The organism is Aeromonas sp. QDB56 (assembly GCF_027705505.1).
GTDB lineage: Bacteria > Pseudomonadota > Gammaproteobacteria > Enterobacterales > Aeromonadaceae > Aeromonas > Aeromonas caviae.
Window position 1 is genome coordinate 1 of the sequence record NZ_JAPDBZ010000005.1, and the last position, 22823, is coordinate 22823.

Sequence of the window (22823 nt, forward strand, 5' to 3'; positions counted from 1 at the left end):
AGGCAGCCTGTCAAGGTATTCGAAGAGTACCGTCAGGCGGCATAGGCGAGTGTCGCACTTCGAAGTTGAATTCGCGGCCTACCTTGAATTAAGGGAGCATGCGGCTGGTGGAGCACAACCGAATTTAAATGTTGGCAAAATTGCGAGCACCGTTATCCCACTTCCTCCAATTGACGAACAGCATCGCATCGTCGCCAAAGTGGATGAACTAATGACCCTCTGCGATCAACTTAAATCCCGCCTGCAAACCAGCCAGCAGACCCAGCTTGCTTTGGCCGAGTCGCTGGTAGAGGGGGCGCTAAGCTGATGCCCTACACCAAGCCGTGGCTTAGCCATCAGGATCAGCTTGCCCAACTGCAACGGCGCGGCATGACCATCACCGATCAGGCCATCGCCCTCGATTATCTCGAACGCATCGGTTACTACCGGCTCAGTGGCTACTGGTATCCGTTTCGCGAACGCTCTGGCGAGGTGATTCTGTTATCTGAGCAGGGCAGAAAGCCGCAGAAAATCAAAACGACCCGTGTCGCGCTGGAACACTTCAAGGCGGGTAGCCGCTTCATCGATGCGGTTGAACTCTATGTGTTCGACAAGCGACTGCGCATGTTGGCGATGGATGCGCTGGAGCGGATCGAAATCGCCATTCGTGTCGATATTTCCCACACCTTGGGGCAGCTTGACCCCTTCGCCTATCTCAAGCCGGAGTGTCTGTTTGCCGGTTTCAGCCAGCAACTTGACGAGAGCAGCGGCGTCAGTAAGCATCACGACTGGTTAGGGAAACACGGCAGATTGATTGGCCGATCCAAAGAGGAGTTCGTCAAACACAACAAGGTCAAATATGGGCTGCCGCTGCCAATTTGGGTGGCCTGTGAAGTCTGGGATTTTGGCACCATGTCAACGCTCTATGCAGGCATGAGAGAGACGGAACAGGATCAGATCGCGGCAGCCTATGGCGTTGCTAATGGCCGGGTCTTTGCAACCTGGCTGCGCAGTCTCAACTACTTGCGCAATGTGTGTGCTCACCATAGCCGGTTGTGGAATCGCAACATTACGGAACAGCCAAAGCTGCCGCATGCTGCCAATTTGCCTTGGGTTGCGAGCTACACAAACAATCACCATGCGCAGGCTCGCTGCTTTTTGCTGCTACGGATCTGCCGCCACCTGATGGCTTATATCAACCCAAACTCAAGCTGGCCGCAGCGGATGCACAAGCATCTCAACGCTTTCCCGGATCTGGCCCATATAGGCCTCGATCTATCGGGCATGGGCGCCCCGATTAACTGGCGAGAGGATTGGTAGGGTAAATCGCGGGCAACAAAAAACCCCTGAGCAGTTTTGCTGACTGGCAGCATCACCGACAGGGGCCGTGTTGCGAAAATAGTGCGCCCAGTGGGCGTATCTGTCAAGGTTTTTGGGCTGATCGGGCCAGCGATGCTGGATGACTGCAGTGACAAGATCCTGCCGTGGACGGCATTTTTCATTGAACATGAGCACCAACGGCGCAAGTACAACAAGCGCTGGGAACGGTATGGGAGTTATTGACTGCTAGGGGAGGGAATTAAGCTGGCCGCGCCCTCCGAAGAGGACGGGGCCGTAACTCCTTCTACGCTGACGCCAAAGGCTGGTAGATGAGATGCGCAAAGTGTAACGGTTACCCCGATGATTAGCAACCGACCGGCTGTATGGCGAAGTAATAAGGCGTGTATGCCGACACAAAGACAGATTCAAAAAAACAACCCCGGCGTAAGTTGCAAAGCAACCAAGAGGCCGGGGTCATGTTGCGGGCAACCTTAAAGAGACGCCCTCTTTCAGTCAAACATTCTTACCCCATTTTGTGACGGATCTGGTGGAGCCTGATGACTTTACTGGCAGTTTCTCGCCAAAATTTCACATGTGAAAATTTTCCAGAAAACGCTGTAAGTGCCCATTTTGGGCACTTACAGCGCTCTGTATTTCGTTAGGTCCCCGGTACGCTTTGCATGTTGATGTTTGTTACAGGGAGATCATCTGCATGCGTGAGCAAAATCCGTCAGTTTACAGCGATCCAAACGGGATAATTCTGAAAGAGCTGTATGAGCTGAAACGGCTGGTGATCCAGCAAGGGCAGGGGCAGAAGGAGGTGATTTCTGCCGAGGAGTGTGCCGAGTTGCTGGGGGTTTCTGTCAGCTATGTGTACCGGCTGACCAGTGAAAAGCGTCTGCCGCATTACAAGCCACAAGGCAAAAAGATCTACTTTAAGCGCGTTGAGCTGCTGGACTGGCTGCTCTCCCACCGCATTTCACCGGACGCCGAACTCACTGAGCATGTAACCAAGCGTGTGCGGCAAGCTAGTCATGGGCGGTTGTGAGGCTGTTATGGAACGAGATCTCATAGCATCTCACTGGCCTCAGGATCTCCGGTCGGCTTTTGTTGAACCTCCAAAACCCCTCGATTTTGTCCTCCCGGGGCTGCCGGTGGGCTGCGTTGGTGCTTTGGTGTCACCGGGAGGTGTGGGCAAATCGATGTTGGCATTACAACTGGCAATGCAGATATCCGGTGGGCCAGATTGGATTGGGCTTGGCAATCTGAGCAGAGGGGCTGTGCTCTACCTGCCTGCCGAGGACCCTTGGCCTGTACTGCACCAGCGCTTGTTTGCCTTGGGCGGATATCTTGACGCTGAACTTCGTGCCAACGTTGAACGAGACCTTCGTCTTATACCGCTGCAGGGATCCAGTCCAAATGTGTTGGATAGCCACTGGTGGGAAGCGATTGCCATTTGGGCTGAGGGGGTCAGGTTGGTGGTTATCGATACACTGAGACGATTTCACGATGCTGACGAGAATGCAGCCTGTGCTATGACACTGGTGCTGGGTCAGTTGGAGCGGCTGGCCATGAGGCTGGGATGCGCTGTGTTGTTTGTACACCACACCAGCAAATCCGCAGTATTCCAAGAAGCTGGCGATCTACAGCAGGCAAGCCGAGGTTCGTCAGTTCTGGTGGATAACATCCGCTGGCAGGGCTATCTCGCTACTATGACCAAGAAAGAGGCGCTGCAGCTGGGTGTATCGGCAGAGCAGAGCCAGCTTTACGTGCGGTTTGGGGTAAGCAAGAGCAATTATGGACAGCCACTACCGGAGCGCTGGTTGGTGCGGGGGGATGGTGGCGTGCTGTACCCCGCTCCCGCTAGATTGGGCGTAACACGCCGAGCGGGAGGCAAACGTGTCTTGCTTTGAATTGACCCATGCTAGGCATGACCATATGCACTGTCTTGCTCCCGGGTTGTTTAGGGCGATCTCGCATGGCCAACGCCGCCGTGACAAGCTGGAGGTGATTTACCGTTTCGGTGGTGGCAATCAGATCGAGTTCTCCGGGCCTGAGCCGCTGGGTGCAGATGACCTCCGTGTGCTTCAGGGGTTGGTTGCCCTGGCTGGGCTTGAGTCACAAAGTAACGAGATTGAGCCAGTTGCGGTGAGCGAAACTGGGACGATATTGCGAGATCTTCTGGATCTTCGTTGGGCTGCTAACCAGCAAAGGGTATTGGTGGTCAGAAGCAGCTTGCGCAAACTGGCCAAGGAGATTGGATACGCCAATCCTCGGGATACCAATACTGTACGTTGCTGTATTGAGCGATTGTGGAAGGTGTCGGTGATCGCAAAGGTGGCTGGCCAGCGTAGCGGCTTTCGCTTATTGGCGAACTATGTCAGTGACACTCAGACTGATGGGCTTTTTGTGGCGCTTAATCCCTTGCTGACCTACGCCATTATGGGTAATGGCCGCCATGTTCGTATCGACATGACAGAAGTTCGGCACTTGAATGGCAGCATCGCTCGGTTATTGCATCAGCGGCTATGTGCCTGGGTGGATTGTGGTCAGAAAAGGGCTGTGCAGTTAGACACCTTGGTCGCTTATGCCTTTCCCGATGAGGTCAGCATGGCCACCCATCGCAAGCGGCAATCGCGAGTTCGCAAGGCACTGTATGAACTGGCTGAACTGGGTTGGTCAATCAGTGAACATGCCAAGGGGCGGTTTACCATCGGTCGGCCTGCACTATCACGATAACGGTCACAAACTATCACGAAAGTGGTCACAAAGTTCACGATAACGGTCACAAGCCAATTCAGTGAAACCCCGTTACGGCTTGGGCTGCAGGGCGATCCTGAAATCCGATCTATATTATCTAAGATAATCTAGGCCAGCGCATGGTTGCGCTGGCCTATTTGTTGGCTCTTCCTGGCCATGATCTCGTCGAGGGTGCTTCTATCACCCCAAGACATTGGGGAAATCGAGCATGGCATCTCGGCGCCGCGATTCAAGAATGTCGGCGTAGATTTCGGTGGTTCTCAGCTCACTGTGCCCCAGCAAGCGGGAGAGGGCATAGATATCAACGCCGCGGTTAAGCTGGATGACGGCGAAGGTATGACGCGCGCTGTGGAAGGTGACCTTCTTGGTTATACCCGCCTGCAACGCCCACCGGGTGAGCTCCATGTTGTGCCAAGCCGAGTACTTGAGGCCCTTGAAGATCCGCTCTGTTGCCTTGCCTGGGCGCCCCATCAGCTGCATCGCCATGTCATTCAAATCCAGGTATTGCAGGCCGCTGGTCTTTTTCTGGGTGAAGACGATACGGTAATGGCCATAGAAGGGCTCCAGCTCGGCCCAGGTCAGCTTGTGAATGTCGGACCAGCGCAAGCCAGTGCAACAAGAGAACAGAAAGGCGCGCTTAAGAACGTCGTACCGGCACTCGGCCTGGGCCAAGGCTCGTACCTCGTCTTCGGTCAGGTAAACCCGTTTGTTCTTCTCCCCCTGGATAGCTTTGACACGTCGTACCGGATTATCCGGTAGCAGCCGTTCCTGCTCCGCCTGGTTCAGGGCCGCCCTTAACTTGTTGAAATAGGCACTCTGGGTGTTGCGGCTCAGTGGTGTGCCGCTTTTGGTGCGGGCCTTGTGCATCAGGTAATGCCGAAATCCCTCCAGGAACAGCTGATCTACTTCCTCGAAAGTCAGCTCCGGCAACTTATGGTACTGGCGTAAATGCTTGAGGGCTGATATCCAGATGGAATGGTTGCTCTTGCTGCCTGCCGCTTTTTGGTCTGTAACCTCTTGGAAGTACTCGAAGAAGCTGGCCTTGTAGGCGTTCGAGAAATCCAGATGGTGTTTACCAGTCTCGTACTCGAAGAGTCGCTTGGCGCGGATGGCTTCGGCTGCTCGCTGGGTTTCTTTGTTGTGGAGCCGCTGTGCTGGGGTACGCGGCTTGTCGTACAGGAAGAGCTCCAGGGGCTCTCTGCTGCGTTTGTGCTTGCGGATGCCTGTGGCTGGATCAAGGTAGGAGCCGGCGTAGTAGGTTAGGCGCAGAGCGCGCTTGCCTTCGGCGTCCGGTGCGCGGTATTCGATGCTGATCTTCATGAGTGTCCCCCAAAAGTACCCCAAGAGGTTACTTCGGGGTACTCTCGGGGTAAATTCTCACGAAACAAGATCAGGCAAGAATAGCCAGTAAAAAACAAAGTCCTATATTTACAATTAGTTATGTTCTCACTGGCTGCTTTTTATTGCTGATTTTTCACCACATTACTTGCCGATGCAGAAGCTGGAGAAGATGCGGCCCAGCAGATCGTCGGAGCTGAACTCGCCCGTGATTTCGGACAGGTACTCCTGGGCCAGGCGCAGCTCCTCGGCCACCAGTTCGCCAGCCACATAGACCTCAAGCTGCTCCCTGGCTACCAGCAGCCGCTCGGCTGCGCGCTCCAGTGCGTCCAGGTGGCGGCGGCGGGCCATGAAGCCCCCCTCGGTATTGCCCTGGAAGCCCATGCAGGCCTTGAGGTGCTCGCGCAGGGCGGGCAGCCCCAGCTCGGTCTTGGCGGAGATGCGATAGACGGCGTGGCCCTGCTCCTGGCTCGGTGCCAGATCCTCGCCGGTCAGGTCCGCCTTGTTGCGCACCACGGTGAGGCCGATGTTTTTTGGCAACCGATCAACGAATTCCGGCCAGATGTCGTGGGGATCGACGGCATCCGTGGTGGTGCCGTCCACCATGAACAGCACCCGGTCGGCCTGTTCGATCTCGGCCCAGGCTCGCTCGATGCCGATCTGTTCCACCTTGTCCTGGGTATCGCGCAGGCCCGCGGTGTCGATGATGTGCAGCGGCATGCCATCCAGATGGATGTGCTCGCGCAGCACGTCGCGGGTGGTACCGGCGATCTCGGTGACGATGGCGGACTCGCGGCCTGCGAGGGCGTTGAGCAGGCTCGATTTACCGGCGTTGGGGCGACCGGCGATCACCACCTTCATCCCCTCTCGCAGCAGGGCACCCTGCTTGGCCTCGCCGCGCACGTCGTCCAGCTCGGACATGATGGCGTAGAGGTCACCCGCCACCTTGCCGTCGGAGAGAAAGTCGATCTCTTCATCCGGGAAGTCGATGGCCGCTTCCACATAGATGCGCAGCCGGGTGAGGCTCTCCACCAACTGCTGAACCTTGCCGGAGAACTGCCCCTGGAGGGAGTGCATGGCGCTGCGGGCGGCCTGCTCGCTGGAGGCTTCGATGAGATCGGCGATGGCCTCGGCCTGGGCCAGATCCAGCTTGTCGTTGAGGAAGGCGCGCTCGCTGAACTCGCCCGGGCGGGCGGGGCGGATGCCGTCGATCTGCAGGATGCGGCGGATCAGCATGTCGAGAATGACGGGGCCGCCATGGCCCTGCAGCTCCAGTACGTCTTCGCCGGTGAAGCTGTTGGGGGCCTTGAACAGCAGGGCGATGCCCTGATCCAGCGCCTGGCCCTGCTCGTCCCTGAACGGCAGATATTCGGCATAACGCACCCTGGGGAGCTTGCCGAGCACTATCTCGGCGACCCGCTCGGCGGCAGGGCCGGAGACGCGGACTATGCCGACGCCGCCACGGCCGGGGGCGGTGGCCTGGGCCACGATGGTATCTGTTGTCATCTTGCTTGACTCGCTGGTTGGCTGAATGAGTAAGAGGGTGGGGGACATTGTAATAAAAAAGGCGGCCCGAAGGCCGCCTCTTTTGTCATCAGGAAAGATGGGCTGCGCATCAGTTGCGTGAGTGCAGGCCTTTCTTCTCCAGCTGACGATAGATGATGGTCTGCTGGATGATGGAGATGACGTTGCTCACCAGCCAGTACAGAGTCAGACCTGCCGGGAACCAGAGGAACATGAAGGTGAAGATGATCGGCATGAACTGCATCACCTTCTGCTGCATCGGGTCCGTGATGGTGGTCGGGCTCATCTTCTGCAGATACCACATGGAGGCACCCATGAGGATTGGCAGCACGAAGAAGGGGTCCTTCACCGACAGGTCGGTGATCCACAGGGCGAACGGCGCGTGGCGCAGCTCGACAGACTCCATCAGTGCCCAGTAGAGGGCGATGAAGATGGGCATCTGTACCAGGATGGGCAGGCAGCCGCCCAGCGGGTTGACCTTCTCCTTCTTGTACAGCTCCATCATGCCCTGGGACATCTTCTGGCGATCGTCACCGAAGCGTTCCTTGAGCGCAGCCAGCTTGGGCTGGAGCATGCGCATCTTGGCCATGGAGGTGTACTGGGCCTTGGTCAGCGGGAACATGATGCCGCGCACCAGCAGGGTCAGCATGATGATGGCCAGACCCCAGTTCTGGACGAAACCGTGGAACACGGTCAGCAGCCAGTGCAGCGGTTGGGCGATGAACCAGAGCCAGCCGTAGTCGACGGTCAGATCCAGGTGGTTTGCCACCTTGGCCATCTGATCCTGCAGCTTGGGACCGATCCACAGCTTGCCGCTCACTTCGGCCTGCTGGCCGGCAGCGACGTCAACCAGCGGCGCCTTGTAGCCGATGATGGCCTGGTCCTTGCCCGGGATCACGCGGCTGTAGAAGCTGTTGGTGTCGTTGGCATTCGGGGCCCAGGCAGAGACGAAGTAGTGCTGCAGCATCGCGACCCAACCACCCTGGGTGGTCTTGTTCAGGTCGGCATCCTTCATCTCGTCGAAGGTGTACTTCTTGTAGCGGGAGTCTTCGCTGGAGAAGGCACCACCACGGTAGGCACTGGCCACCATGGCATGACCTTCCTGATCCTTCGGCGTGGTCATGGTCTGCTTCAGCTGACCGTAGAACTGTACCTGGACCGGCTCGGCAGACTTGTTGTCGATCTTGTAGTCGACGCCCACGGCGTAATCACCGCGCTTGAGCACGAACTCCTTGGTGAAGACCACACCCTTGCTGTCGGTCCAGGTCATCGGAACGACGACTTGATCCTGACCGTCGGCCAGCTGATAGCTGGTCTGGGCGGCTTCATAGGTGGGACGACCCTGGGCCTGGCTGTCCGGACCATTGCGACCGACCAGACCGCTCTGGGCCACATAGAGGTGGGCAGGCTGGCTGGTCAGCAGGGTGAACGGCTGTTCCTTGCCTTCTTCCAGCTTGTGGGCCAGCAGTTCGGCAGAGACGATGTCACCGCCCTGGGTATCCAGGGTCAATTTGAGCACGTCGGAGGAGACGGTGATCAGCTTGCGCGCGGCGTTACCATTTGCTTGCTCGGAAACCTGAGGAATATCACCGGTCTGACCGGCTTCAGGTACGAAATGTTCGGTTTGGGCCACGGTAGTCGGGGCCGGCTTCGGAGCCTTGTCGGACTCCCACTGTTGCCAGAGCAAGAAGCTCACGAACAGCAAACCGATCAGGAGTAAATTGCGTTGTGATTCCATAGTCTTCAGTTTCTTCGCTTTGGTTGCGGAACCGGGTCATAACCACCCTCGGATAAGGGATGGCATTTTAATAGACGTTTGCTGGCTAACCAAACGCCTTTTATGAAACCGTGAAGTCGGATTGCTTCTATCGCAAATTGGGAACAAGTCGGGGTGAAACGGCAGCGCGGCCCGAGCAGGGGACTAATGATTAGCTGATACAGGCGTATCAGTTTGATTGCTACCCATTGCAACGGCGTGACAGAGTGCGCCATAGCTTTTCCAGTAACTTGAACAGCGCTTCGTTGTCCATCTCCTTCACGCCACCCTTGGCGATCACGACGATGTCGATAGCGGGCAGATTGGCTTGATTGAGGCGAAAACTTTCCCGAACCACTCGTTTTACACGGTTGCGCCAGACGGCACGCTTGAGCGCCTTTTTGGGCACGGCGAGGCCAAGACGGGGGTGTTCGAGGGAGTTGGGGCAAGCAAGAAGCGTAATTTGCGGAGAAGCGGCCCGGACAGGCTCGGCGAAAACGCGTTTGAAGTGTTCGGGAGTTAACAGACGTAACTCCCGAGAGAAGGTGTGCTGGGTAGGCATTAGACTACCAGGCGGGCACGACCCTTGGCACGACGAGCGGCCAGAACTTTGCGGCCGTTGGCAGTAGCCATGCGAGCGCGGAAACCGTGAGAGCGCTTGCGCTTCAGGTTGGACGGTTGAAAAGTACGTTTCATGATTCGATTCCGTATTTCTGTACAGTTTTGATTGTCACACTTAGCCGACGCGCCAGCTATAGCGTGTGACGACTAGCAAAAGAGGCCGAATTCTAAACAGAGTTCAGCTTCTCGTCAATCCGCCGTTCCTTTCCATCTCGCCCCGTTCGTCGACCGAGCGGGATAATCTGGCAGGATCCGGAGGATCAAGGGCCCCGAATTATACTGGCAACCCGGGGTTAAACAAGGATCCCTCAAGAAAAAAGGCGGCCAGGCCGCCAAAGAGAGAGCTATTTAAGTACTTTGCGCAGGAACTCCCGGGTACGGGGATCCTGCGGATCGACCAATATCTGATCCGGCGGCCCCTGCTCCACGATCCGGCCTCCTTCCATGAAGATCACCCGATCGGCGACATCACGGGCAAACTCGATCTCGTGGGTCACCACCACCATGGTCTGGTGCTGGCGGGCGAGCTGCTTCATCAGGCCCAGCACCTCGTCGACCCACTCGGGATCGAGGGCGGAGGTGGGCTCGTCAAACAGGATCACCTTGGAGTGGGCCGCCATGGCCCGGCCGATGCCGACGCGCTGTTGCTGGCCGCCGGAGAGGGAGGCCGGGTAGGCATCCTGTTTCTCGGCGAGGCCGATGTCCTTGAGGATGCCCAGGGCAGTGGCACGAGCCTCCGCCTTCGGCTGCTTCCAGACGGTGATCAGCCCCTCGGCGATGTTGTCCAGCGCCGTCTTGTTGGCGAACAGGGCGTAGTTCTGGAACACGAAAGAGGCGCGTTTGCGCAGTTCGATGGCCTGCTGGTCGCTGGCCTTGGCCAGATCCACGGCGAGGTCATCGATGACGAGCCGCCCTGCATCCGGGGTTTCCAACAGGTTGAGACAGCGCAGCAGAGTCGACTTGCCGGTACCGGAAGGACCGATGATGACGACAATCTCCCCCTTCTTTACCTCAAGATCGATGCCGTTGAGCACCTGATTTCCGTCATAGGCCTTGGAGAGACCCGTTAGGTTGATCATGACAGGCCTCCTTTAATAAGCACGGTTCAGCCGCACTTCCAGCAGATGCTGCAAGCGGGTGAAGAAGATGACCACCACCCAGTAGATCAGCGCCACCGCCATGAAGCTCTCGAAGAACTTGAAGGAGGAGGCCGCTTCCATCTGGGCCTTGCCCATGATCTCCGCCACTCCCAGGGTAAACGCCAGGGAGGTGCTCTTGATCATGTCGATGAAGTAGTTCATCAGCGATGGTGTCGCGATGCGGGCAGCCTGGGGCAGGATGATCCGCTGCATCGCCTGCAGCCGGCTCATGCCGATGCTGAGGGCGGCTTCCATCTGGCTCTTGTGGATGCCGAGAATGGCTGCCCGGATCGACTCGGCCATGTAGGCGGCAAAGTGCAGGGTCAGGCCGATGATGGCGGCGGTAAAGGCATCCATCCCCACGAAGATGGGGAAGAGCTGCGGCAGCCCGTAATAGAGCAGGAACAGCTGGACGAGCAGCGGTGTACCCCGGAAGAACGAGATATACAGCATCACCAGCCAGTGAAGTGCGGGAACGCGAAACACCCGTACTATCGCCAGGATCAGCGACAGTACGAGTGCCAATACGAATCCCCACAGGGCCATTTCCATCGTGGTGCCCAGGTATTTGAGCAGGATGGGAAACAGCCCTAGCGTGTACTCGAGGTCAAATTCCATCATTTATTTGCTGGTGATGTCCGCTGCGAACCATTTTTCGGAGATTTTGGTCAGGGTGCCGTCTTTGCGCATGGCGGTGAGGGCATCGTCAACCTTTTTCAGCACGGCCTGCTTTTCCGGGGTCTTCAGGAAGGGCAGGGCGTTCTCGATGGTTTCGAACGGTGCACCAGCCTGTTGCAGCGGCAGCTTGGATTCCTTGATCAGCTGGGCGGTGGAGACGCGGTCCATCACGAAGGCGTCGATGCGGCCCAGGGCGACATCCTGCTCGAAGGCGGAGTCATAGGTACGGATATCGATCTTCTTGTTGGGGTCGTTCTTGCGCAGCAGCTCTTCGAAGTTGGAGCCCAGGTTGACGGCGACTTTCTTGCCTTCCAGGTCTTTGATGCCGTGGATGGTGTTGTTGCCCTTGCGGACCACGATCTGAGCACCGTCATAGACATAGGGCTGGGAGAAGGCGTACTTGGCCTTGCGCTCGTCGGTGATGGTGATCTGGTTGGAGATGGTGTCGACGCGGCCGGTTTCCAGCATGCCGAACAGGCCGGAGAAGCTGGCGGTCACGAACTCGACCTTGTAGCCGGTGCGCTCACCGATCTGGTTCCACATGTCCACCTCGAAGCCCTGCAGCTTGTCCTGCTTGACGAAGGTGAACGGGAAATATTTGCCGGACATGCCGACCTTGATGGTTTCCTGGGCGATGGCCTGGCCGGACAGGCTGGCCAGCAGAATGGCGGCGCCGGAAATCAGTTTGATGGTGGATTTCATGGGGATTCCTCTCTCTGTAGTGCTGTATTTTTAGTTGTAATCACGGGTTGGCGCTGATGTTATTGGAATAAAATATAAAAAATAAATGATATTTGGTTATATAAAATAACTATGGTTGCAGCGCGCCATTCTGTCCACATTGCCGATATCCGGCTGTGGGTAACTTTGGGGATGAAATGGGATCCTGGGGCGTTGGATCCTTGAAAGTCAAGGATCTTATTTGCTGGATCCGTGCGGCAGCAACTGGAGATCCGGCCACTAAAAACGTAGAATAGCCGGTCTTTACTTAATCAATTGACGGGAGTCTAGAGTGACTGCTTCGCTATGGCAGCAGTGCCTTAACCGGCTGCAAGATGAGTTGCCCTCGGCAGAATTCAGCATGTGGATCCGGCCGCTTCAAGCGGAGTTGAGTGACAATACTCTGACCCTGTATGCACCGAACCGCTTTGTTCTGGACTGGGTACGCGACAAGTACCTGCTCCGGGTCAACGGCATCATCAACGAGCTGTGCGGAGCCGACGCTCCCACCCTGCGTTTTGATATCGGCAATCGCCCTCATCCCGTCGCGGTCGCCAGGGCGCCGGCCCGTGGTGTCGATCCTGTGAATAACTCTCCCAAGAGCTGGGAAAACAAGGCCGAAAACAAGCCCGAGCCAAACCACAAGAGCAACACCAACGTGAACTATACCTTCGAGAATTTCGTCGAGGGTAAGTCCAACCAGCTGGCCCGTGCGGCCGCCCGTCAGGTGGCCGACAATCCGGGTGGTGCCTACAACCCGCTGTTCCTCTATGGCGGAACCGGCCTGGGCAAGACCCACCTGCTGCACGCCGTTGGCAATGCCATCAAGGATCGCAAGAAAGACGCCAAAGTCATCTACATGCACTCCGAACGGTTCGTGCAGGACATGGTGAAGGCGCTGCAGAATAACGCCATTGAAGAGTTCAAGCGTTATTACCGTAGCGTCGATGCCCTGCTCATCGATGACATCCAGTTCTTCGCCAACAAGGAGCGCTCCCAGGAGGAGTTCTTCCACACCTTCAATGCCCTGCTTGAAGGCAACCAGCAGATCATTCTGACCTCGGACCGCTATCCGAAAGAGATCAACGGGGTGGAAGATCGTCTCAAGTCCCGCTTCGGCTGGGGACTCACTGTGGCGATCGAGCCGCCCGAGCTGGAGACCCGGGTTGCCATCCTGATGCGCAAGGCGGACGAGAACCAGATCCATCTGCCGGACGAAGTGGCCTTTTTCATCGCCAAACGGCTTCGCTCCAACGTCCGTGAACTGGAAGGTGCCCTCAACCGGGTGATCGCCAACGCCAACTTCACCGGCCGCGCCATCAACATCGACTTCGTGCGCGAGGCGCTGCGCGATCTCCTGGCCTTGCAGGAGAAGCTGGTCACCATCGACAACATCCAGAAGACGGTGGCGGAGTATTACAAGATCAAGCTGGCGGATCTGCTCTCCAAGCGTCGCTCCCGCTCCGTTGCCCGCCCGCGCCAGCTGGCGATGGCGCTGGCCAAGGAGCTGACCAACCACAGTTTGCCTGAGATAGGGGATGCCTTTGGTGGCCGTGACCACACCACGGTTCTTCATGCCTGCCGCAAGATCGAGCAGCTGAAGGAAGAGAGTCACGACATCAAGGAAGACTATTCCAACCTGATCCGTACCCTTTCTTCCTGATAACGGAACGGAGTGCACAGATGCAGATTGCATGTTCCAGCCTGATCCTAATCCTTTCCTCCCAATAACAACGGAGAGCACAGATGCAGCTCGAAATTAGCCGTGAGGCCCTGTTACGTCCCCTGCAACTGGTGTCCGGTGCCCTGGGTGGCCGGCCGACCCTGCCCATCCTCGGCAACGTCCTGCTCGATGTCAGCAATGGCCTGCTGTCGCTGACCGGGACCGATCTCGAGGTGGAGATGATCGGACAGGTCTATCTCAACAGCGACAGCCAGGATGGCCGCACCACAGTGCCGGCGCGCAAGCTGCTGGACATCTGTCGCGGTCTGCCGGAGGGGGCGGAGATCCGCCTCAGCACCGAGGGAGAGCGCCTCATCATCCGTTCCGGTCGCTCCCGCTTCAACCTGTCGACCCTGCCGGCGACCGAATACCCGAACATCGAGGATTGGGAATCCGTGCTCGAGTTCGACATCAGCCAGCTGGAGCTGAAAAAACTCATCGACGCGACCCAGTTCTCCATGGCGAGCCAGGACGTGCGCTACTACCTGAACGGCATGCTGTTCGAGAGCGAAGGACACGGCCTGCGTACCGTGGCGACGGACGGTCACCGGCTGGCCACCTGCCGCCGCGAGGTGGTGGGGGAATCGTTGCCCGATCATCAGGTCATCCTGCCGCGCAAAGGGGTGCTGGAGCTGGTGCGCCTGCTGGAAGCAGAAGACAAGCCGGTACGGCTGCAAGTGGGCCGCAGCAACCTGCGCGCCGCCCTGGATGGCTTTATCTTCACCTCCAAGCTGGTGGATGGCCGTTTCCCGGACTGGCGCCGCGTCATCCCCCGGGGGAGTGATAAGGCCCTGATCGCCGGTCGCGAGGATCTGCGCCAGGCCTTTGCCCGTGCCGCCATCCTCTCCAACGAGAAATTCCGTGGGGTGCGTCTCAATCTGCAGGAAAACCTGCTGCGCATCACCGCCAACAACCCGGAACAGGAAGAAGCCGAAGAGCTGCTTGACGTACAATACGCCGCTGGCGAGATGGAGATCGGCTTCAACGTCTCCTATGTGCTGGACGTGTTGAATACGTTAAAATGTGACCAAATCCGGATCAGCCTGAGCGATTCCATCAGCAGCGCCATTATTGAGGATTTTGAGAACCAAGATGCCCAGTACGTGGTGATGCCGATGCGGATCTAGTCGTGTCCCTGGTCAAACTCCAGCTCAGCGACTTTCGCAATATTCAGCACGCCAGTCTCGCGCTGTCTCCCGGCCTCAATATCCTGGTCGGGAGCAACGGCAGCGGCAAGACCAGCGTGCTGGAAGCCATTCATTACCTTGGTCTCGGCCGCTCGTTTCGTACCCATTTGACCGGTCGGGTCATCCGCCAGGGCGAGCGGGCCTTTACCCTGTTTGCCCAGTGCGAGCTGGAGGGGCGTCAGGTGCCCATCGGGCTTGCCAAGGACAAGGGGGGCGAAACCCAGCTCAAGATCGCCGGTGCCCAGGCCCAGCGCCTGGCCGATCTGGCGGAGCTGTTGCCGGTACAGTTGATCCACCCCGATGGTTTCAGCCTGCTGACCGGTGGGCCCCAGGCTCGCCGGGCCTGGCTCGACTGGGGGGTTTTCCATCAGGAGCCGACCTTCTTCTCCCTCTGGGGGCGGGTGCGTCGGCTGTTGAAGCAGCGCAATGCCTTGCTGCGCCAGAGCACCCAGTATCGTCAACTGGCGTTCTGGGATCAGGAGCTGGTGCGACTGGGCGGCGAGCTGGCGGGGTTTCGCGCCAGTTATTGTCAGGCCATTACGCCCCTGATCAAGGAGATGACGGCAGATTTTCTGCCGGAGTTCGATATCAGCCTTGGATTCTATCGAGGCTGGGAAAAAGACACTCCCCTCGATGCATTGCTGGAGGCGGGGTTCGAACGGGATCGTTCGCTGGGGTACACTGGGGTCGGTCCGCAGAAGGCGGACGTGCGGCTCAAGGCGAACGGCGTGCCCGCGCAAGATATTTTGTCCAGGGGTCAGCTGAAGTTGCTGGTCTGTGCCATGCGGCTGGCCCAAGGGCTCTATTTGAATCTACATAGCAGCCGCGGCTGTATTTTTTTAATTGATGATTTTGCCTCTGAACTGGATGTCGACAAACGTCGTCTGCTGGCCGCAAGGCTGAAGCAGTGCGCGTCCCAGGTGTTCATCACCGCCATCGATACCGGTCAGCTCGCAGACATGATGGATGCGAGTGACTGCAAGCTGTTCCACGTGGAACAAGGCAAGATCTCCGAAACGTTAGAGAAGGCAGAGAGTAAGCTATGAGTGAAAATACTTACGACTCCTCGAATATCAAGGTGCTCAAGGGCCTGGATGCGGTCCGCAAGCGCCCGGGGATGTATATCGGCGATACGGACGATGGATCGGGCCTGCACCACATGGTGTTCGAGGTCGTCGACAACTCCATCGACGAGGCTCTGGCTGGCTACTGCTCCGATATCCAGGTCAAGATCCATTCCGACGGCTCCGTCTCCGTGCGCGACAACGGTCGCGGCATTCCGGTGGACATCCACCCGGAAGAGGGTCGTTCGGCCGCTGAAGTCATCATGACCGTGCTGCACGCCGGCGGCAAATTCGATGACAACTCCTACAAGGTGTCCGGCGGTCTGCACGGTGTGGGCGTTTCCGTGGTGAACGCGCTTTCCGACAAGCTGCTGCTGACCATCCGCCGCAACGGTCATGTCTACGAGCAGACCTATCACCTGGGCGAGCCGCAGGCACCCCTCAAGCAGATTGGTGACAGCACCGGCACCGGGACCGAAGTTCGCTTCTGGCCGAGCCCGACCATCTTCAGTGACACCCTGTTCCACTACGAGATCCTGGCCAAGCGTCTGCGCGAGCTCTCCTTCCTCAACTCCGGCGTCTCCATCCGTCTGATGGACGAGCGTGATGGCCGCGAGGCGCACTTCTGCTACGAGGGGGGCATCAAGGCCTTCGTCGAGTACCTGAACCAGAACAAGACCCCGATCCACCCCAAGGTGTTCCACTTCACCACTGAGCAGGACGGCATCGGTGTCGAAGTCGCCATGCAGTGGAACGACGCCTATCAGGAAGGGGTCTACTGCTTCACTAACAACATTCCGCAGCGGGATGGTGGCACCCACCTGGTGGGCTTCCGTACCGCGCTGACCCGGACGCTGAACAACTACATGGACAAGGAGGACTACAGCAAGAAGGCCAAGTCCGCCGCCAGTGGTGACGACGTCCGTGAAGGTCTGATTGCCGTTATCTCCGTCAAGGTGCCTGACCCTAAGTTCTCCTCCCAGACCAAGGACAAGCTGGTCTCTTCCGAAGTGAAGACCGCCGTGGAACAGGCGATGGGTGAGAAGCTGGCCGACTTCCTGCTGGAAAACCCGGGCGACGCCAAGATCGTGGTCAACAAGATCATCGATGCGGCCCGTGCCCGTGAAGCGGCCCGCAAGGCCCGCGAACTGACCCGCCGCAAGGGCGCGCTGGATATCGCCGGTCTGCCCGGCAAGCTGGCGGACTGTCAGGAGAAAGACCCGGCGCTCTCCGAACTCTACATCGTGGAAGGGGACTCTGCTGGCGGCTCCGCCAAGCAGGGTCGCAACCGGAAGAACCAGGCCATCCTGCCCCTCAAGGGTAAAATCCTGAACGTGGAGAAGGCCCGTTTCGACAAGATGATCTCCTCCCAGGAGGTGGGCACCCTGATCACCGCTCTGGGCTGTGGCATCGGTCGTGACGAGTACAACCCGGACAAGCTGCGCTATCACAACATCATCATCATGACGGATGCGGACGTCGATGGTGCGCACATCCGTACCCTGCTGCTGACCTTCTTCTATCGTCAGATGCCGGAAATCATCGAGCGTGGCTATGTCTTCATCGCCCAGCCGCCGCTCTACAAGGTGAAGAAGGGCAAGCAGGAGCAGTACCTGAAAGACGAAGACGCATTGTTGCAGTACCAGACCGCCATGGCGCTGGACGGTGCGACCCTGCACGTCAACGAGTCTGCCCCGGCCATCGGTGGCGAGGCGCTGGAGCGTCTGGTCAACCAGCATCGCGCCGTGACTCACCTCATCACCCGCATGTCCCGCCGCGCGCCGGAAGCCGTGCTGACCCAGCTGATCTATCAGCCTGAGTTGAACGAAACCCTGCTGGCCAGCGAGAGCGATCTGCAGGCCTGGTGCCAGAGCATGGAAGCCGTGCTCAACGAGAGCAACCACGGCATCCAGTACCAGATGCAGGTACGCCGCGACGAGGAGCGCAGCCTGTTCGTGCCCCACGCCGTGGTACGCCAGCACGGGGTCGACCGTGAATATCCGCTGAGCTACGACTTCCTGCAATCCTCCGAGTACCGTCAGCTGGTCTCCCTGGGCAAGGAGATCGCCAACCTGATCGAGGAAGGCGGTTACATCAAGCGTGGCGAGAAGGTGAAACCGGTCGCCAGCTTCGTGGAAGCGGTCGAGTGGCTGATGGGCGAAGGCAAGCGTGGCATCTACATCCAGCGCTATAAAGGGCTGGGCGAGATGAACCCGGAGCAGCTGTGGGAAACCACCATGGATCCGGAAGCCCGTCGCATGCTGCGTGTCACCATCGACGACGCGGTCGGCGCCGACCAGCTCTTCTCCACCCTGATGGGGGACGCCGTAGAACCCCGTCGCGACTTCATCGAGACCAACGCCCTGCGGGTTGCCAACCTCGACGTCTAATCAGACGGTCCGACAATCATCAAAAGCCGCTCCTCGTGAGCGGCTTTTTGTTTTTTGGGCGGAAGGGAGAGGGCGCGTTCCACGTGAAACATGAGGGACCTAGACTCTGTCACCACGAAAGGTGCGGCGCCACTCCCGCGGCGACACCCCGAAGCGGGTGCGAAAGTGCTTGCGCAAGATGATGGCAGACCCGAGCCCCACCAGTTCGGCGATGCGTTCCACGGTGTGGGAGCTGGACTCCAGCAGCGTCTGGCTGCGGCGCAGGCGCTCCGACATCAGCCACTCCCCGAGGGAGAGACCGGTGGCGAGCTGGAAGCGGCGGCTAAAGGTGCGTCGGCTCATCATGCAATGTTCCGCCAGGCTGTCCAGGGTGTGGGGCGCGGCCAGGTGCAGGCGAAGGTGATCGAACAGCTGGTTGATCCTGGCATCCCGGGTGGTGGCGGGTACCGGCTGCTCAATGAACTGGGCCTGGCCACCCTCCCGGTGGGGAGGAACCACCAGCCGCCTGGCCAGCTTGTTGGCAATCTGGCTGCCGTGATGCTGGCGAACCAGATAGAGGCAGCAGTCCAGGCTGGCGGCGGTGCCAGCCGAGGTGATGAGCCCGTCGTCGTCGACATAGAGGGCATTGGTATCGAGCCGCACCCGGGGGAAGCGCTGGACGAACTCCTGTTCAAATTCCCAATGGGTGGCGGCACCGCGCCCGTCCAGCAGGCCGGCATAGGCCAGCACATAGGTGCCGAGACAGAGCCCCACGATCTGGGCTCCCCTGATCCGGGCGGCAACCAGGGCATCGAGCAGGGGTTGGGCGGGGCGCTCGGCCGGATCGCGCCAGAAGGGGATGATGATGATATCCGCCTCCAGCAGACCCTCCAGGCCATAGTCGGCCTCCATGCGAAAGCCCTGGGAGGAGGCGGGTTGCCGCGTGTCATCCCCGGCGCAGAGTCTTAGCTCGAACAACGACTGGCCCGGCATCATCTTGTCGCCAAAGATGAGGCAGGGCACCGAGCAGTGAAAGGGGCTGAAGCGATCGAAGGTGATGACGGCGACGATGAGGGGACGGGGCATGGTGGCAGACTCCTTTGCACTCGGATCCCCATCATACGGGGCAGCAACAGAAAGCCGAAGAGCCATGTGGTGCCCGGCCTCTCGCTCAGAGCACCATGGTGTCGCCATCCTCGGGCACCCTTACCCGGGCGGCCATCCCCTGGCTGTCCAGGTAGTCGCGCAGCTCCCGCCGGGACAGCAGGGCATGATTGACCGCCTCCATGTGGCTGGCGATCAGGGTGGCCTGCGGGGCGGCCTGATAGACGGCGGCCACATCCTCCTTGCCCATGATGATGGCGCCCAGACCCGTCACCTGGGCATCACCGCAGTTGAGGACGACAACCTCGGGTTGGTGCCGGTGCAGCGCTTGTTCAACCTGGGCATTCCAGACGGTGTCGCCGGCCAGATAGAGGGTCTTTTCGGCGGGATGGGAGAAGACCACTCCGCTGACCTCGCCAAGGCGATCCCCCAGCAGGGCCATGATGGTATCACTGCCGTGTCGGCCTTCCGTCTGTTGCAGGCGGATGCCGGCGAACTCGCCGACCTCGCCCAGCAGGCGCACATCCTCGAAGCCGCATCCCCTCATGGTGTCGGCATCTTTTTGATGCTGCACGAACAGGGGAAGGTGCTTGGGGATCTTCGCTTTCGCGACATCGTCCCAGTGATCCAGATGGTCATGGGTGACGATCACCGCATCCACCTCCAGCAGGGTCGCCATGGGCAGCGGCAGCTCGACCAGGGGGTTGCGAAGATGGCTGTTGGCCATGCCTTCGAAGCCGGGGTAGCTCCCCTTGGGGGCCAGCATGGGGTCGATGAGGAAGCGGGTTCCTGCGTAGTGGATGAGCAGGGTGGCGTTGCGAACCTGGGTAATCTTCATGGCGTGCTCCGGTTTCTCGTTGGGGACACGGCCAGTATGGAGGGATGAGGGACGGATCATGAGTGGCCCGCAGGCCTATTATCGATCTAATCGGGCCATTCTTGATGGCCTGCATTTCTTTTGTTTTTACCCCTTGAAAGCCAAATGCTGGCCCCTATATAGATAACAAGGCCGGAACGCTCGACAGAGGTTTCGACCAGGCGCCCGTCCATCAGGAGGGCAAACAATCCGTTATCGCTCACAAGAGGGTAATACTATGCGTTCTATCGACTTTTCTCCGCTCTATCGTTCTGCCATCGGTTTCGATCGTCTGGCCACTCTCATCGAATCTGCCGCCAGCAATGGCAATGCCGGCTATCCCCCCTACAACATCGAGCAGCTGGGTGACAGCGACTACCGCATCAGCATGGCGGTGGCGGGCTTTACCCAGGAAGAGCTGGAGCTGAGCTTCCAGGAAAATCTGCTGACGGTGAAGGGCAGCAAGCAGGCCGACACCGAGCGCAACTACCTCTACCAAGGCATTGCTGAACGCGGCTTCGAGCGTCGCTTCCAGCTGGCCGACTATGTGCGGGTGAAGGGGGCCGACCTGAAGAACGGTCTGCTGCACATCGACCTGGTGCGCGAAGTGCCCGAGGCGATGAAGCCCCGCAAGATCGAGATCAACGGCTGACAGCCTGACCTCGTTGCATTGCTGATGTTTCCCGGGTGCCGATGGCGGGCCCGTGGAGAGTAAACCCTGTTGCTTTATAGAAGGATAGGATCATGCGTAACCTCGATTTTTCTCATCTCTATTCCAATGCCGTCGGCTTCGAGCGGATGGCCCGCGAGCTGGAAGGCCTGTTCGATCAGAAGACCTCGGCCTACCCCCCGTACAACATCGAAAAACGGGATCACGACAGCTACCTCATCACGGTTGCCGTGGCCGGTTTCGATCGCAATGAGCTGGAGCTGGAGACCGAAAATGGCACCCTCAAGGTGAAGGGGCGCAAGGTCGCCACCATGGGCGAGCGCCAGTTCCTCCATCAGGGGATCGCCGAGCGGGACTTCGAGCTCGCCTTCAAGCTGAGCCAGCACGTGGAAGTGCAGGGGGCCAGGCTGGAGCACGGTCTGCTGACCATAGAGCTGGCCCGGGAGCTGCCGGAAGCGCTCAAGCCCCGTGCCATCCCCATCGGCAAACCCGATCAGCTGGCACTGCCCGGTTAAACAACATCGCTGACCACCTGATAGAAAAGAGGCCTGCATCTGCAGGCCTCTTTTTTTCATGCCGAAGGGGGAATCAACTGGCGTAGAGGGCGTTGATCTCGTCGGCCAGGATGGCGATGCCGCGACGCACCAGATCTTCGCTCTGGGCATAGTTGAGGCGGATGCACTCCTGGCTGTGGCGCCACTCGGGGTCGTCGATGCCGGGGAAGAAGTAGTGGCCGGGCACGATCAGCAGGTTCTTCGCCTTCAGTCGCTCATACAGCTCCTGGCAGTGGATCGGCAGGTCTTCGAACCAGAGCCAGAGGAAGAGGGCTCCCTCCGGCTTGTGGATGTGGAAGCGCGGATCCGGAATGGCCTCGCGCAGCAGCTGGACCGCAAAGGTGGCTTTCTGCTGGTAGAAGGGTTTCACCACCTGTTCGCTCAGGGTGATGATGTCTCCGCTCTCGATCATCGGAATGGTGATGGCCGGACCCAGGCTGCCCGGCGCCAGATTGATGATGCCGCTCAGGTTGGTGATGGCCCGGATGATCTTCTCATCGGCGATGACGATGCCGCAACGGGTGCCCGGCAGGCCGAGCTTGGAGAGGCTCATGCAGAGGATGGTGTTGGCGTTCCAGAACGGCTTGGCGTCGCTGAAGATGATGCCGGGGAAGGGCACGCCGTAGGCATTGTCGATGAGCAGCGGGATCCCCTTGTCACGGGCAATCTGATCGAGGTGCTCGATCTCCTCGTCGGTGAGCACGTTGCCGGTGGGGTTGGTCGGCCGGGAGACACAGATCACCCCGATGTCGTCGCCCACCTGCAGGCTCTCGAAATCCACGTGGTATTTGAACTGGCCGTCGGGCAGCTTCTCGATGGTGGGCTTGTAGGCGACGAAATGATCGTCCGAGAGGGCCGAGTCGGCATAGCCGATGTATTCGGGGGCCAGGGGGAACAGCACCTTCTTCTTGCGACCGTCGGCGAACTCGCCGGCCAGCAGGTTGAACAGATAGAAGAAGGCGTTCTGGCTGCCGTTGGTCAGGGCGATGTTGCGGGCGGAGATCTCCCAGCCCAGCTCCTTGCTGAGCAGGGCGGCCAGCGCCCTGGTAAACCTGTCCTTGCCCTGGGGGCCATCGTAGTTGGCCATGGCCTTGATCAGTTCGCCGTTGTCGAGCAGGGTATTGGCCTCGGCCTGAAAGCGTTCCAGCATGGCGGGGATGGGGGCCGGATTGCCGCCTCCCAGCATGATGGCGTCGGGATTCAGCAGCCCTTGATTGAGGTCGTCCATGAGTTGGGTAATACCGGCGTGGCGAGTGAACTTCTCGCCGAACAAGGAGAATTCCATTCGGTGGCAAATCCAGAGTCAGTTAAGGGGGGAGCTAGCACCATAGCTCACTTCAAAAGCGGGTGTCGATCAAAAAAACGGGGCGTTTCACGTGGAACAGGGTTGCCATGATGGAGGTGGTAAAAAAAACCATTTATAGGTTTTAAAATAACCAATATTCGATTCAGGAAGGGGTG

The 22823-nt window shown here is 58.8% G+C and carries 23 protein-coding genes; 11 read left to right on the forward strand and 12 right to left on the reverse strand.

Annotated features, from left to right (window positions below; genetic code table 11):
• The 5 genes from OKB81_RS01385 to repC all read left to right on the forward strand — a co-directional run.
• Positions 1-307 (forward strand): restriction endonuclease subunit S (locus OKB81_RS01385; protein WP_270805096.1); only part of this gene is annotated, 307 nt, incomplete at its 5' end.
• Positions 307-1299, forward strand: coding sequence for an Abi family protein (locus tag OKB81_RS01390; RefSeq protein WP_270805097.1), 993 nt, complete (start codon positions 307-309; stop codon positions 1297-1299). The genes OKB81_RS01385 and OKB81_RS01390, both read left to right, overlap by 1 nt.
• A gap of 712 nt (positions 1300-2011) precedes the next feature.
• Entirely contained in the window at positions 2012-2347 is a 336-nt protein-coding gene (locus OKB81_RS01395) for a helix-turn-helix domain-containing protein (protein ID WP_042878469.1), read from the forward strand.
• Between the two features lie 7 nt (positions 2348-2354).
• Complete coding sequence (locus OKB81_RS01400; RefSeq protein ID WP_083617049.1) at positions 2355-3212, forward strand: helicase RepA family protein; 858 nt, start codon at positions 2355-2357, stop codon at positions 3210-3212.
• A 25-nt stretch (positions 3213-3237) separates the two neighbouring features.
• On the forward strand, positions 3238-4038 hold the full coding sequence (gene repC / locus OKB81_RS01405; protein ID WP_270805098.1) for a replication protein C, IncQ-type: 801 nt from the start codon (positions 3238-3240) through the stop codon (positions 4036-4038).
• A gap of 201 nt (positions 4039-4239) precedes the next feature.
• On the opposite strand, the gene OKB81_RS01410 is transcribed toward repC, so the two are convergent.
• From OKB81_RS01410 to OKB81_RS01450, 9 genes are all read right to left on the reverse strand, one after another.
• Positions 4240-5379 (reverse strand): site-specific integrase, encoded by a 1140-nt coding sequence (locus tag OKB81_RS01410; protein WP_270805099.1) that lies wholly within the window; start codon positions 5377-5379, stop codon positions 4240-4242.
• Positions 5380-5541: 162 nt separating this feature from the next.
• Positions 5542-6903 carry a tRNA uridine-5-carboxymethylaminomethyl(34) synthesis GTPase MnmE gene (gene mnmE, locus OKB81_RS01415; protein WP_270805100.1) on the reverse strand — a complete coding sequence of 454 codons (1362 nt, stop codon included), beginning with the start codon at positions 6901-6903 and terminating at the stop codon, positions 5542-5544.
• A gap of 109 nt (positions 6904-7012) precedes the next feature.
• On the reverse strand, positions 7013-8659 hold the full coding sequence (gene yidC, locus OKB81_RS01420) for a membrane protein insertase YidC (RefSeq protein ID WP_010672279.1): 1647 nt from the start codon (positions 8657-8659) through the stop codon (positions 7013-7015).
• Positions 8660-8664: 5 nt separating this feature from the next.
• A complete protein-coding gene (yidD, locus tag OKB81_RS01425) occupies positions 8665-8913 on the reverse strand; it encodes a membrane protein insertion efficiency factor YidD (RefSeq protein WP_010672280.1) in 249 nt (82 codons plus the stop codon).
• The gene (gene rnpA, locus OKB81_RS01430) at positions 8880-9239 is read right to left on the reverse strand and encodes a ribonuclease P protein component (RefSeq protein ID WP_010672281.1); all 360 of its coding nucleotides are present in this window, start codon (positions 9237-9239) and stop codon (positions 8880-8882) included. The genes yidD and rnpA overlap by 34 nt, the downstream gene beginning before the upstream one ends.
• On the reverse strand, positions 9239-9373 hold the full coding sequence (gene rpmH / locus OKB81_RS01435; RefSeq protein WP_005307156.1) for a 50S ribosomal protein L34: 135 nt from the start codon (positions 9371-9373) through the stop codon (positions 9239-9241). Before rpmH ends, rnpA begins: the two co-directional genes overlap by 1 nt.
• Before the next feature lie 269 nt (positions 9374-9642).
• Positions 9643-10377: an amino acid ABC transporter ATP-binding protein gene (locus OKB81_RS01440; protein ID WP_010672282.1), complete on the reverse strand. Its 735-nt coding sequence runs from the start codon at positions 10375-10377 to the stop codon at positions 9643-9645.
• A gap of 12 nt (positions 10378-10389) precedes the next feature.
• A complete protein-coding gene (locus OKB81_RS01445) occupies positions 10390-11058 on the reverse strand; it encodes an amino acid ABC transporter permease (RefSeq protein WP_270805101.1) in 669 nt (222 codons plus the stop codon).
• Positions 11059-11817, reverse strand: a complete 759-nt coding sequence (locus tag OKB81_RS01450) for an amino acid ABC transporter substrate-binding protein (protein WP_039040644.1) — start codon at positions 11815-11817, stop codon at positions 11059-11061.
• 310 nt (positions 11818-12127) lie between these two features.
• Between OKB81_RS01450 and dnaA the strand changes: the two genes are divergently transcribed.
• The 4 genes from dnaA (at position 12128) to gyrB (ending at position 18199) form a co-directional block, all read left to right on the forward strand.
• Positions 12128-13498, forward strand: a complete 1371-nt coding sequence (gene dnaA, locus OKB81_RS01455) for a chromosomal replication initiator protein DnaA (protein ID WP_039040645.1) — start codon at positions 12128-12130, stop codon at positions 13496-13498.
• Between the two features lie 83 nt (positions 13499-13581).
• Positions 13582-14685: a DNA polymerase III subunit beta gene (gene dnaN, locus OKB81_RS01460; RefSeq protein ID WP_039040646.1), complete on the forward strand. Its 1104-nt coding sequence runs from the start codon at positions 13582-13584 to the stop codon at positions 14683-14685.
• Positions 14686-14687: 2 nt separating this feature from the next.
• The gene (gene recF, locus OKB81_RS01465) at positions 14688-15791 is read left to right on the forward strand and encodes a DNA replication/repair protein RecF (protein ID WP_202016899.1); all 1104 of its coding nucleotides are present in this window, start codon (positions 14688-14690) and stop codon (positions 15789-15791) included.
• On the forward strand, positions 15788-18199 hold the full coding sequence (gene gyrB / locus OKB81_RS01470) for a DNA topoisomerase (ATP-hydrolyzing) subunit B (protein WP_041212069.1): 2412 nt from the start codon (positions 15788-15790) through the stop codon (positions 18197-18199). Before recF ends, gyrB begins: the two co-directional genes overlap by 4 nt.
• 99 nt (positions 18200-18298) lie before the next feature.
• On the opposite strand, the gene OKB81_RS01475 is transcribed toward gyrB, so the two are convergent.
• Positions 18299-19264 carry a GlxA family transcriptional regulator gene (locus OKB81_RS01475; RefSeq protein ID WP_270805102.1) on the reverse strand — a complete coding sequence of 322 codons (966 nt, stop codon included), beginning with the start codon at positions 19262-19264 and terminating at the stop codon, positions 18299-18301.
• An 85-nt stretch (positions 19265-19349) separates the two neighbouring features.
• The gene (locus OKB81_RS01480; protein ID WP_039040649.1) at positions 19350-20120 is read right to left on the reverse strand and encodes an MBL fold metallo-hydrolase; all 771 of its coding nucleotides are present in this window, start codon (positions 20118-20120) and stop codon (positions 19350-19352) included.
• Positions 20121-20376: 256 nt separating this feature from the next.
• On the opposite strand from OKB81_RS01480, the gene OKB81_RS01485 reads away from it, so the two are divergent.
• Both OKB81_RS01485 and OKB81_RS01490 read left to right on the forward strand, forming a co-directional pair.
• Entirely contained in the window at positions 20377-20790 is a 414-nt protein-coding gene (locus tag OKB81_RS01485) for an Hsp20 family protein (RefSeq protein WP_010672291.1), read from the forward strand.
• Between the two features lie 92 nt (positions 20791-20882).
• Positions 20883-21323: an Hsp20 family protein gene (locus OKB81_RS01490; RefSeq protein WP_010672292.1), complete on the forward strand. Its 441-nt coding sequence runs from the start codon at positions 20883-20885 to the stop codon at positions 21321-21323.
• A 73-nt stretch (positions 21324-21396) separates the two neighbouring features.
• Here OKB81_RS01490 and OKB81_RS01495 read toward each other — a convergent pair whose 3' ends face one another.
• Positions 21397-22647, reverse strand: coding sequence for a valine--pyruvate transaminase (locus tag OKB81_RS01495; RefSeq protein ID WP_266140319.1), 1251 nt, complete (start codon positions 22645-22647; stop codon positions 21397-21399).
• Positions 22648-22823: the final 176 nt, after the last annotated feature.

What these genes read in the sequence shown, in the direction of transcription:
- OKB81_RS01390 (WP_270805097.1), top strand. Translation starts at nt 307, where the DNA reads ATGCCCTACACCAAGCCGTGGCTTAGCCATCAGGATCAGCTTGCCCAA.
- OKB81_RS01395 (WP_042878469.1), top strand. Translation starts at nt 2,012, where the DNA reads ATGCGTGAGCAAAATCCGTCAGTTTACAGCGATCCAAACGGGATAATT.
- OKB81_RS01400 (WP_083617049.1), top strand. Translation starts at nt 2,355, where the DNA reads ATGGAACGAGATCTCATAGCATCTCACTGGCCTCAGGATCTCCGGTCG.
- repC (WP_270805098.1), top strand. Translation starts at nt 3,238, where the DNA reads ATGCACTGTCTTGCTCCCGGGTTGTTTAGGGCGATCTCGCATGGCCAA.
- OKB81_RS01410 (WP_270805099.1), bottom strand. Translation starts at nt 5,379, where the DNA reads ATGAAGATCAGCATCGAATACCGCGCACCGGACGCCGAAGGCAAGCGC.
- mnmE (WP_270805100.1), bottom strand. Translation starts at nt 6,903, where the DNA reads ATGACAACAGATACCATCGTGGCCCAGGCCACCGCCCCCGGCCGTGGC.
- yidC (WP_010672279.1), bottom strand. Translation starts at nt 8,659, where the DNA reads ATGGAATCACAACGCAATTTACTCCTGATCGGTTTGCTGTTCGTGAGC.
- yidD (WP_010672280.1), bottom strand. Translation starts at nt 8,913, where the DNA reads ATGGCGCACTCTGTCACGCCGTTGCAATGGGTAGCAATCAAACTGATA.
- rnpA (WP_010672281.1), bottom strand. Translation starts at nt 9,239, where the DNA reads ATGCCTACCCAGCACACCTTCTCTCGGGAGTTACGTCTGTTAACTCCC.
- rpmH (WP_005307156.1), bottom strand. Translation starts at nt 9,373, where the DNA reads ATGAAACGTACTTTTCAACCGTCCAACCTGAAGCGCAAGCGCTCTCAC.
- OKB81_RS01440 (WP_010672282.1), bottom strand. Translation starts at nt 10,377, where the DNA reads ATGATCAACCTAACGGGTCTCTCCAAGGCCTATGACGGAAATCAGGTG.
- OKB81_RS01445 (WP_270805101.1), bottom strand. Translation starts at nt 11,058, where the DNA reads ATGATGGAATTTGACCTCGAGTACACGCTAGGGCTGTTTCCCATCCTG.
- OKB81_RS01450 (WP_039040644.1), bottom strand. Translation starts at nt 11,817, where the DNA reads ATGAAATCCACCATCAAACTGATTTCCGGCGCCGCCATTCTGCTGGCC.
- dnaN (WP_039040646.1), top strand. Translation starts at nt 13,582, where the DNA reads ATGCAGCTCGAAATTAGCCGTGAGGCCCTGTTACGTCCCCTGCAACTG.
- gyrB (WP_041212069.1), top strand. Translation starts at nt 15,788, where the DNA reads ATGAGTGAAAATACTTACGACTCCTCGAATATCAAGGTGCTCAAGGGC.
- OKB81_RS01475 (WP_270805102.1), bottom strand. Translation starts at nt 19,264, where the DNA reads ATGCCCCGTCCCCTCATCGTCGCCGTCATCACCTTCGATCGCTTCAGC.
- OKB81_RS01480 (WP_039040649.1), bottom strand. Translation starts at nt 20,120, where the DNA reads ATGAAGATTACCCAGGTTCGCAACGCCACCCTGCTCATCCACTACGCA.
- OKB81_RS01485 (WP_010672291.1), top strand. Translation starts at nt 20,377, where the DNA reads ATGCGTTCTATCGACTTTTCTCCGCTCTATCGTTCTGCCATCGGTTTC.
- OKB81_RS01490 (WP_010672292.1), top strand. Translation starts at nt 20,883, where the DNA reads ATGCGTAACCTCGATTTTTCTCATCTCTATTCCAATGCCGTCGGCTTC.
- OKB81_RS01495 (WP_266140319.1), bottom strand. Translation starts at nt 22,647, where the DNA reads ATGGAATTCTCCTTGTTCGGCGAGAAGTTCACTCGCCACGCCGGTATT.